Annotated in this window: 14 protein-coding genes; 10 read left to right on the top strand and 4 right to left on the bottom strand. The window is 43.5% G+C overall.

Annotated elements, in window-relative coordinates:
- Nucleotides 1–124: 124 nt before the first annotated feature.
- Entirely contained in the window at nucleotides 125–451 is a 327-nt protein-coding gene (locus tag CAFE_RS10420) for a hypothetical protein (protein ID WP_156990601.1), read from the top strand.
- Nucleotides 444–986 (top strand): hypothetical protein, encoded by a 543-nt coding sequence (locus tag CAFE_RS10425; protein WP_156990602.1) that lies wholly within the window; start codon nucleotides 444–446, stop codon nucleotides 984–986. The genes CAFE_RS10420 and CAFE_RS10425 overlap by 8 nt, the downstream gene beginning before the upstream one ends.
- 235 nt (nucleotides 987–1,221) lie before the next feature.
- Here the strand turns inward: CAFE_RS10425 and CAFE_RS10430 are convergent, their stop codons facing one another.
- The 4 genes from CAFE_RS10430 to CAFE_RS10445 form a co-directional block, all read right to left on the bottom strand.
- Nucleotides 1,222–2,046: an Abi family protein gene (locus CAFE_RS10430; protein ID WP_156990603.1), complete on the bottom strand. Its 825-nt coding sequence runs from the start codon at nucleotides 2,044–2,046 to the stop codon at nucleotides 1,222–1,224.
- A gap of 214 nt (nucleotides 2,047–2,260) precedes the next feature.
- Complete coding sequence (locus tag CAFE_RS10435; protein ID WP_156990604.1) at nucleotides 2,261–3,826, bottom strand: recombinase family protein; 1,566 nt, start codon at nucleotides 3,824–3,826, stop codon at nucleotides 2,261–2,263.
- A gap of 118 nt (nucleotides 3,827–3,944) precedes the next feature.
- Nucleotides 3,945–4,226 carry a DUF3106 domain-containing protein gene (locus CAFE_RS10440; RefSeq protein ID WP_156990605.1) on the bottom strand — a complete coding sequence of 94 codons (282 nt, stop codon included), beginning with the start codon at nucleotides 4,224–4,226 and terminating at the stop codon, nucleotides 3,945–3,947.
- A gap of 82 nt (nucleotides 4,227–4,308) precedes the next feature.
- Nucleotides 4,309–4,734 (bottom strand): helix-turn-helix domain-containing protein, encoded by a 426-nt coding sequence (locus CAFE_RS10445; RefSeq protein ID WP_156990606.1) that lies wholly within the window; start codon nucleotides 4,732–4,734, stop codon nucleotides 4,309–4,311.
- A 162-nt stretch (nucleotides 4,735–4,896) separates the two neighbouring features.
- Here CAFE_RS10445 and CAFE_RS10450 point away from each other — a divergent pair, with 162 nt between their 5' ends.
- The 8 genes from CAFE_RS10450 (at nucleotide 4,897) to CAFE_RS20480 (ending at nucleotide 8,080) form a co-directional block, all read left to right on the top strand.
- Entirely contained in the window at nucleotides 4,897–5,112 is a 216-nt protein-coding gene (locus tag CAFE_RS10450) for a hypothetical protein (RefSeq protein WP_156990607.1), read from the top strand.
- Nucleotides 5,113–5,151: 39 nt separating this feature from the next.
- Entirely contained in the window at nucleotides 5,152–5,316 is a 165-nt protein-coding gene (locus CAFE_RS10455; protein ID WP_156990608.1) for a hypothetical protein, read from the top strand.
- 32 nt (nucleotides 5,317–5,348) lie between these two features.
- Nucleotides 5,349–5,549, top strand: coding sequence for a hypothetical protein (locus CAFE_RS10460; RefSeq protein WP_156990609.1), 201 nt, complete (start codon nucleotides 5,349–5,351; stop codon nucleotides 5,547–5,549).
- Nucleotides 5,550–5,667: 118 nt separating this feature from the next.
- Nucleotides 5,668–5,796: a hypothetical protein gene (locus CAFE_RS20340; RefSeq protein WP_267901545.1), complete on the top strand. Its 129-nt coding sequence runs from the start codon at nucleotides 5,668–5,670 to the stop codon at nucleotides 5,794–5,796.
- Nucleotides 5,796–6,101, top strand: coding sequence for a hypothetical protein (locus CAFE_RS10465; protein ID WP_156990610.1), 306 nt, complete (start codon nucleotides 5,796–5,798; stop codon nucleotides 6,099–6,101). The genes CAFE_RS20340 and CAFE_RS10465 overlap by 1 nt, the downstream gene beginning before the upstream one ends.
- A 23-nt stretch (nucleotides 6,102–6,124) precedes the next feature.
- Complete coding sequence (locus CAFE_RS10470; protein ID WP_156990611.1) at nucleotides 6,125–6,973, top strand: helix-turn-helix domain-containing protein; 849 nt, start codon at nucleotides 6,125–6,127, stop codon at nucleotides 6,971–6,973.
- Between the two features lie 80 nt (nucleotides 6,974–7,053).
- The gene (locus CAFE_RS10475) at nucleotides 7,054–7,440 is read left to right on the top strand and encodes a hypothetical protein (RefSeq protein WP_156990612.1); all 387 of its coding nucleotides are present in this window, start codon (nucleotides 7,054–7,056) and stop codon (nucleotides 7,438–7,440) included.
- A 139-nt stretch (nucleotides 7,441–7,579) separates the two neighbouring features.
- Nucleotides 7,580–8,080, top strand: a complete 501-nt coding sequence (locus tag CAFE_RS20480) for a DUF6550 family protein (protein ID WP_330593932.1) — start codon at nucleotides 7,580–7,582, stop codon at nucleotides 8,078–8,080.
- The last annotated feature ends 169 nt before the right edge of the window (nucleotides 8,081–8,249 follow it).

Here is an 8,249-nt window from a genome sequence, read left to right on the forward strand (position 1 = left end):
TCCGCCCACCTTGCACAGTTCGCGGATTACTCTATTTCCCAAATCCATCCCCACTACACCGGAGCGGATTCAATATTGATATTATATTCCATCCGCTCCCCAATTTCAAGAAGGAGCGATTAGAATGAGTAAAACTTCGGAACTTTCGCCAAGGGACCAAGCGCTTCTTATGAAGATTAGAGAAGGTCAAGCCATTGGGTTAAAAGGGGAGAAATTGGCGAGATTTCCAGACTTGACATTAAAGACCACAAAAGAAGATGAAAATAAAATGATTGACAATAACATTTTAAAGTTTTGTTCTGAAAATGACATTGATACAAAAAGGCCAGAGTTCAATAACTTTTTTGAGGCTTTGCACTTAATGGATGAGCTCTTTATTAATTATTATCGTAACGGCTTGAAAGAATTCGAAAATAGAGCCGCTAAAAACGAGGTGAAGTTTAATGCGTGAATATCCCGTAGAACTCGACAGCAAAGGTCAAATGGCTGCTATGCACCTTTCCGACAGATTAAAGAGAAAGTGGCTTAAAAGGCGCGGTGACGAATTTATAGTACCATGCGCAGACGTTCAGCAGATGTGTGTGGAAGCTGGACACCCTGAATACTTCAACTCATTGCGTAACCGTATTTACAGAGCGATGGAAGTAGATCACAGTCTCATGGAATGCGTTATGGTGGACTTGTTCCAGCCTGACGCGATTCGCTTACCTGAGAAGGGCGTTGCGGCGTTCCGGGATATTCTGACCTCGTATTTCAATGAAGAAGATATAGACGCTTTACACGAGTATCTTCACGATCAAACAGAGCTAAAGCAGTGCGAATACTCCATGCGGCAGAATATCAGAGCGTTAAGCTCCCCGGAACTTAAAAAGTGCGTCTCTGAATGGAACAAGATGGTCAATGAAAATAGGCTTGACCGAGTGGCAGCGGACCGGCTGAAGAGCATGGTATCTCAGGAGCTAAAGGAACGAAAACGGATATTTTGACGGCAGGGCGATCACGTCCAGCACCACGGTGTAGTGTAAAGGGAACAGGTAGATATGATAATCCCCCCGTTGGCCTTAATCGGCTAGCGGGGGGACTTTTTTGTTTTATCAGGGTAAGAGCATCTAATTAAGACTCTTACCCACGTCAAATTGCTTTGGCGCCAGGCCTGCAGTATTACGCCATAATGGCTCGCAGGAACTGTTAATCATATATACTAACCTGTATTGTGAAGAATTATGCGTGTTCCAATTTGATTTTCCAATCCAACGGAAATCCATATTTCTGCAAATTGACGAACGGATAACGATAAGACAGTTCTTTTATATCATACGATAAGTTTTCCCATAATTCTTTATCAGGCTCTAAATTTTTAAGAGCAATTAAATAAGCAAATAGTTTATTTAAAACTGGATTACCTGTTTTATCTTGTGATAATAAATCTTTTGACTCTCTAGAAAGTTTCGGCTTAATTGAAAGCGTTCTATTATATAGCCTACCTCTATGGGCAGCAATATTTCGAAGGACTGAAGCGCATCTAAGCCAATTTTCAACGTAATCCGGTGCTGTCCCGAAAGTAAGCCCCGGATAGGCGAAAACAATATCAGATTTTATTTTGTCTGTCAAGGCACTGTATATTTTTGATGTGTCCGTGAAGTTTATTAATTCCATAACCGCCCAAAACGGGAGTCTTCCGTCTCGGTCTTCAACATAATGTTTAAGAAATCTTTCGGGATTATCTTCATAATGTTTTTTGAGTTTTGCGATTTTACAAACTAAAGTTGCATAAATTTCAACATTGCTGAATGAGTCAGAAGACTCATAACCAAGTGGACCATATTTTTTTGTATGGAAATAAGCAATCAAGGATTTATATGTTATCTCAATTCTCCCAAGTAGTCCCATTAATAAAGTTCTGAGTTCACAATCAAACTCACAAATGGCAATTAGGTCTTCGAAGTATGTATTTTCCATAAATACATCATTTTTGCGGTGACATAAAGTAAATCCGCTTAGCCGATAATAATTATTTCTTAACAAAAATTTTTTGGCTTCTTGCATAGCAAGAGCTTACATACAATATATAGTGCTGTTTTTATTCTTAACTACATCTACTACCCTGTCGGATTAATTTCCGGTGGGCTTATTTTTAATCCTCTGTACTGTATGGCTATATGTGGCCGTTATTTGGCCGTTAATTTTACAAAATTGGGCGTTTGACGGCCAAACATTGCATAAGGAAAGTGTACAAATACATAGTATTATAGCCGATTATTTAACCGCATATAAAGCGGCGTAAGCTATTCGGTTGAGTTCGACTCTCGTCATCTCCACCAAACAATTCCAAATCCGAACACTCGGAAACGCCCGATTTATCGGGATTTTCAGGATCGGAAAGGAACTTTAAGAACGAGCTTTCAAGCTCGTTCTTTTCATTTACGAGGTTATAGACCACTACAACATGATCGTCGAACAGCCGCACGGAGTTGACAAAAGTCTTGATGATTTTTTCCGTATACTCTGCCAACGGCTCATTTGTTTCGCGCTGGAACTGGGAAAGCAGATAACGGATGTCCTGCTCATTCAACTCCGGTTGCCTGACGCTGCATTCCTCAATATCATATTCTATCTGCTCCTGCGCGGCTTCCAGATCGGAGAGCCGCCTTTTTGTTGTTTTGGTAACGATTCCCTGTTCAATAGCGGCCATAAGGTTTTTAATATGGGTTTTCGTTTCAGAAAGCTGCTTTTGCAAAGCGCGGAGTTCGTCATTCTGCGAAGTGTCCAGCGCCTGAACCTCAACGCATCTATGTGCAATGGATTCCAGCTTACCGGGCTGTAAAATGTATTCTTGTGTCGCTTCAACGACAAGGTTTTCGATCCAGTCTTTCCGCACAGCCTTGCGGTCACACGTTTTTAGACGCTTTTTGTTGACACAGATATAATAATAGTGCCGTTCACCACCTTTGCCGGTTCCATACTCTCCCGCCATACCGGCCCCGCAGGAACCGCAATAGAGCTTTCCCGAAAGGTAATAATCCACTTTGGCCTTTTTCCGCGCCGGGGCCTTGTGGTTAGCAGAAATGCGCAGCTGCACCCGGTCAAATAGAGCCTTGTCAACGATGGACGGAACGCCGCCCTCTACCCGTACTCCCTGCGCGTCATAGATGCCAATATACTTCTCATTTTTCAGGATGGTACGCAGACTGTTTTTATTGAATTGACCGCCGCGCGCGGTTTTTACGTCCATTGCGTTCAGCTCCGCACATATTTTCGTAACAGTCTTCCCTTGGTCGTACATATTGAAAATCTTCCGCACTATGGGGGCCTGCTGTTCGTCTATCTCAAAAGATTTGTCCGGCCCGATCTTGTACCCCAACGCAAGATAACCGCCCGTGACATGGCACTTGTGGGCGCTTTCCCTCATACCGCGCCGTATTTTCTGCGACAGCTCCGCACTGTAATACTCGGCCATGCCTTCCAGCATGCTTTCCAGAATGATACCCTCCGGCCCGTCCGGGATGTTCTCCTTGGCATAGAAGACTTTCACGCCATTTTTCTTTAATTGGTTCTTATAAATCGCGCTGTCGTAACGGTTCCGCGCGAAGCGGTCGGTTTTCCAGACAAGGACAGCTTCAAAAAGACGCTTGCTGCTGTCTTTTATCATTTTTTGAAACTGGGGTCGGTGATCCGTCTTGCCGGTAATATGGCGATCAATGTATGTATCAACGATGGTCAAATCGTGCGTTTTTGCGTACTGCTGACATTCCCGAACCTGACCTTCAATAGACTGTTCTGTCTGGCTGCCACCCTCACTGTACCGGGCATAAATTACGGTTTTCATATGTTTCCCTCTTTATTTCCGATCCGCCCGGTGATATACTGAAAGGGCAGAAAATTTTGTAAATGCCTTATGAAATCCTGCGTCTACCCGCTCGGTGCTGTCACACCGGGCGGGCTTTTTATTTTATATCCAATTTCAGATTAATTGTAACATTGGAATTATCTCGATTTTTTTGCTTCAATTGATTTATGTGGTTAAGGACGTCTAATTTCTGCTCTTCCGTTAATTTGGACACCAATTTTGCAAACTTCCTTAGTTCTTGATCATCATGAACACTTAAGTTATTATAAATCAGTGAATTCATTTCACTCCGAATTTTTGTTTGCTGTTCATCGGTCAACTTAAGATATTTTTCAGCTATTTCCTGCGCTTGCTTAATTTTATCCTCAAAAGAACTCATAAAATCAGGCTCCTAATCTATTTCGTCCAACGGAATGGCAGTAAGCCACAATGTGTAATAATAATCGTCTCCATACCACCTCTTACAGATGATGCTCACTTTTTACTGGCTGTTCAGTGTCCTTGGAAGCGAGTTCTGTTAATTCATCGGCTGTTTCGACATCGTTTAGACGATTAATTAAATTATTCTGCTTAACCCCTAAAAGTCTATCAACGGCGGCTTGCATTTCAGGCTGCTTACGATATGAAATTATGACGATTTTTTCATGACGGGACAAATTGAGTATATCTCCATCAATACTAGGATTATTGGAATACTTTTGAAGTTCAGAAATTGAAATATCAAGTCCGAAGCAAATTTTGGCTACATTATCAACAGCAGCCCCACCAATTGATCCATTTAGCATAGAAAGCAATGTTGAATATGGCATACCAATTTGCTTTGCGTACTCCTTTATCGTAAGCCCTTTGTTCCTAATAAGCAGTTTTAGATATTGTTCGCGGGTCATAAGCTCACTTCCTTTGTGCCATTATGATAGCACTGGAATGTCAGAAAATCAACATACAAAACGAAATACTGTTGTTTAACTGTATAAATTGGGTCGACAGTAATACTATATCGTGCTAGTATATGCCTATAAAACGAAATATCGTTTTAAGGAGGTAATGATATGTACAAGCTTCTCGAATCAAAAATGACTTTTGTAGGAATGACTAAAAAACAATTAGCACAAGAAATGGGACTTGGTTATAACACCCTTTTGGCAAAATTTAAACATGAAAGTTCATTTTCACTTGATGAAGCAGCAGAAATTAAACGAATTGTTGACGCTCCGGAGTCTATTGAAGTGTTATTTGAATTGCTGCCTGGTAGAAAAGCGGGCTAACACCCCGTTGCCCGTGACAGCGGGCAGAAAGGACGCAGGATGAAAGCAAAAATAGAAAACGGCTGCATTGTCAGTGATTACGTTGCGCGGCAGGTGCTTGAAATGGCGCGGGAATTTTATTCGCACCCGGAAAACGTGAAAAAATATCAGGAATGGCATTTGAAAACTTACGGCTGTTTACCAAAGAGCTTCCCTAATACATAGTACCCCGTATCGGGCAAGAAAGGATGATTGAAATGAAAGACTTTTTGAATTGGAGAGCCGAGAATCATAGAATCTTGACCGATATCGAAATTCTGCTTTATGAGCGCGCCGTTGCTGTTGCAGATTCGGATATTATGCAGGCTGATCGTATTCGGGAAGTTATCTATGAGAACATTGAAAACTTGTCGGATGCTTCTGATTTTGATTTGAACATCAAAAAGTTGCACAAGTAATCGCGCTGCAGCGAGAGCTGTTAATCGTTATTATGCACAATCGATAGATCCTGATCAACCGTTCGTATTTGTACAAAATCACGCCTAAAGGTGTTTCAAAGGAAGGAGAGAGATCCGCATGTCGATAGAAGAAAGACGCATTGACCGTCTGTACAAGCTGCTGCACCAGGTTGAGCGCAATGACCCGGATACCGCCGCGGCGCTGCGCTGGGCGATTTTTGAATTAGAGAGGATGGTGAAGGGCTGATGGAAAAACAGAAACCGTGTTTTTGCTCTTTGCCAGATTCATTGGCAAAGGACAGAACGTTGTCCTTAAAAGCAAAAGGGCTGTATTTGCTGATTCGGATTTGTCTGGAAGACCCTGATTTCGATTTTGAACATTTCAAACCCGCATTACAGGCTAAATGTAAGGAGGGCGTCGGTGCTTTCAATTCAGCATGGAATGAACTGGAAACGGCGGGATACCTGAAACAGCGGCGCGTCCTCCAATGTGGTCGGCTGGGCGGTTTTTATGATGCGTATTCGCTTTTGAATCCCGATGCTGCTGATTAAGCACCCGTAAGCGAGGAATGAAGATGGACGAAAAACGCAGCTATTATGCCATCATACCGGCAAACGTGAGATATGATAAGAGCCTTTCGCCCAACGCGAAATTGCTCTATGGGGAAATCACGGCTTTATGCAGCGAAAAGGGCTATTGCTGGTCAACGAACAAATACTTTTCTGATTTATTCGGGGTATCGCAAAAAAGCATATCCAAATGGATCTCAATGCTTGCAAAAAAGAAATATCTTTTTATCAGGATGGTCTATCGGAAAGGAACCAAAGAAATCTTGGAAAGGCATTTGAGCATCGTAAAAGAGCCTCTTGAAGAAAGGTCAGATTCCGCCTCTTGCGATACTCCCCCTATTGAAGAAAAGTTAAATACCCCTATGGAAGAAAAGTTCCATACCCCCGGAAAAAAAGGTCCATACCCTATTGAAGAAAAGTTCCATACCCCTATGGAAGAAAAGTTCCAGGAGAATATTACAGAGACTGACGGTAAAGGGAATAAGTCAGTCAGTCAGTCTAAGGAGAAACAGGAAGTTGACGAACTGACGGACGAAATCCGGGAGCGTCTCAAAGAGCAAATCGAATATGATTATTTTGAGGAAAATTTGCCGGAAGACTTGCCGGGAGTTAATGCGCTGATCGACTGTATGGCCGAAATCCTGATTGCTCCGCGCTCAAAGATCAACGGCAGTATGCAGCCGAGGGCGGTTTTAAAGCCGTACATAGACAAAGCGGACTCCGAAAGCGTGAGAGGCTTTCTTGACCATATGAGGGGAAAGCCAATGCGCGACGTGAAAAATATCCGCTCGTATTGGCAATCAGCGTTCGTGAATTTCATCCGGGAGGAAGAGCTTGTGAAGCTTACGCTCTGAAAAACCGGACGTGCGTCCGTCCCCGAAGCGGGACGCCAAAACCGGAAAGAGCAGGATGAATCGAATTGGAGGAAAAGCAAATGCAGTTACCTAAGGACGTCTATTTCAGGGTCGTCAATATTGCGGAATCGTATTATGTCCTGCTGCACAGGCTGAAAGAAATGGAGAATTCCGTTTTAAACGGAACAGCGCGGAAGGACGGTCAGCCGAGGGGGAGTGGTATCAGCAATACAACGGCAACGAGGGCGGAAAAGATCATCGAAAAACAGGCCGAGTGTGAGCGCAAAGTCAGAGCGATCGAGCGGGCTTGGCATATTTTGGGGCCTCTGTATCAGGAATTCATCAGGATGAACTTCTTTGAACATCAGGATGCACGGGAGCTTGATTTCCCGATGTCGCTTGAAGAAAAGAAAGAAGTTAGGGCATTTTTCCTGATTAAGCTCGCGCAGAATCTGAATGAGATTTAACAAGACGTTTCTTCTGCACTTTGAAAATTGAATAGGCGCGCTGTGCTATATATTTCTTGACAAACAATACCAAAAGTGGTTAATTAGAGGTATTGAATACCTTGATCGGAACCACCTGAACGAACGGAGGAACGAATTAATGAAAATAACCTATGGAACCAAAAGAGTTCTTTTTATAGCAGGATTAGCCGTAATCTGTGTCGGAGCTGTTTCTCTGGTTGTCCAACACACTGCCAGTGCCGACGATACACCGGAAGTGTCCAGCTCGTCCAGCACGGAGATCATCCTTGGCACACCGCATCCGATTTCCGTGCCGCCGATCAGTTCGGAGGAAAGCGGAACCAGTTCCGCTTTTGTGCCGTCTTCCGGAGCGGAAGCAAGCGCGCCGCTGACCACTGTTTCAAAGCCAACATCCGCTCCACCGGCACCGACGCCGCCCGCCAGCTCAGAGCTGACGAATAAGAGCAAGAAGCCGACCTATTCCAGCAAGCCGACCGCTTCAAAAAGCACTACATCAAAATCCGGAGGAAAAGCCGGGGAGATTTACGTTCCCGGTTTTGGATGGCAAAAGCCAACCGGGGGGCAAGGAACAACGGTATCTGGTGATTGGGGTGGTGGAGAGCAAGTTGGAATTATGTAATCTTTAGTTGAAAGTGACTAACACGTAACGTGACCTGAAATACCCGAAACTGCTGGCATAAAGCATATTTTAGAGTCTGTGTTGCAGATAAAATAGTGACATAGCCGCACTTATTCATAAGATGATTTTACGCAGCGCCTCAAGCGTTTTTTATGGTACGATGGGACAA

It is taken from the genome of Caproicibacter fermentans (assembly GCF_009746625.1).
GTDB classification, from domain to species: domain Bacteria; phylum Bacillota; class Clostridia; order Oscillospirales; family Acutalibacteraceae; genus Caproicibacter; species Caproicibacter fermentans.

Excerpts from the sequence above, each read along its gene's own strand:
- CAFE_RS10420 (WP_156990601.1), top strand. The coding sequence starts at position 125 with ATGAGTAAAACTTCGGAACTTTCGCCAAGGGACCAAGCGCTTCTTATG.
- CAFE_RS10425 (WP_156990602.1), top strand. The coding sequence starts at position 444 with ATGCGTGAATATCCCGTAGAACTCGACAGCAAAGGTCAAATGGCTGCT.
- CAFE_RS10430 (WP_156990603.1), bottom strand. The coding sequence starts at position 2,046 with ATGCAAGAAGCCAAAAAATTTTTGTTAAGAAATAATTATTATCGGCTA.
- CAFE_RS10435 (WP_156990604.1), bottom strand. The coding sequence starts at position 3,826 with ATGAAAACCGTAATTTATGCCCGGTACAGTGAGGGTGGCAGCCAGACA.
- CAFE_RS10440 (WP_156990605.1), bottom strand. The coding sequence starts at position 4,226 with ATGAGTTCTTTTGAGGATAAAATTAAGCAAGCGCAGGAAATAGCTGAA.
- CAFE_RS10445 (WP_156990606.1), bottom strand. The coding sequence starts at position 4,734 with ATGACCCGCGAACAATATCTAAAACTGCTTATTAGGAACAAAGGGCTT.
- CAFE_RS10450 (WP_156990607.1), top strand. The coding sequence starts at position 4,897 with ATGTACAAGCTTCTCGAATCAAAAATGACTTTTGTAGGAATGACTAAA.
- CAFE_RS10455 (WP_156990608.1), top strand. The coding sequence starts at position 5,152 with ATGAAAGCAAAAATAGAAAACGGCTGCATTGTCAGTGATTACGTTGCG.
- CAFE_RS10460 (WP_156990609.1), top strand. The coding sequence starts at position 5,349 with ATGAAAGACTTTTTGAATTGGAGAGCCGAGAATCATAGAATCTTGACC.
- CAFE_RS20340 (WP_267901545.1), top strand. The coding sequence starts at position 5,668 with ATGTCGATAGAAGAAAGACGCATTGACCGTCTGTACAAGCTGCTGCAC.
- CAFE_RS10465 (WP_156990610.1), top strand. The coding sequence starts at position 5,796 with ATGGAAAAACAGAAACCGTGTTTTTGCTCTTTGCCAGATTCATTGGCA.
- CAFE_RS10470 (WP_156990611.1), top strand. The coding sequence starts at position 6,125 with ATGGACGAAAAACGCAGCTATTATGCCATCATACCGGCAAACGTGAGA.
- CAFE_RS10475 (WP_156990612.1), top strand. The coding sequence starts at position 7,054 with ATGCAGTTACCTAAGGACGTCTATTTCAGGGTCGTCAATATTGCGGAA.
- CAFE_RS20480 (WP_330593932.1), top strand. The coding sequence starts at position 7,580 with ATGAAAATAACCTATGGAACCAAAAGAGTTCTTTTTATAGCAGGATTA.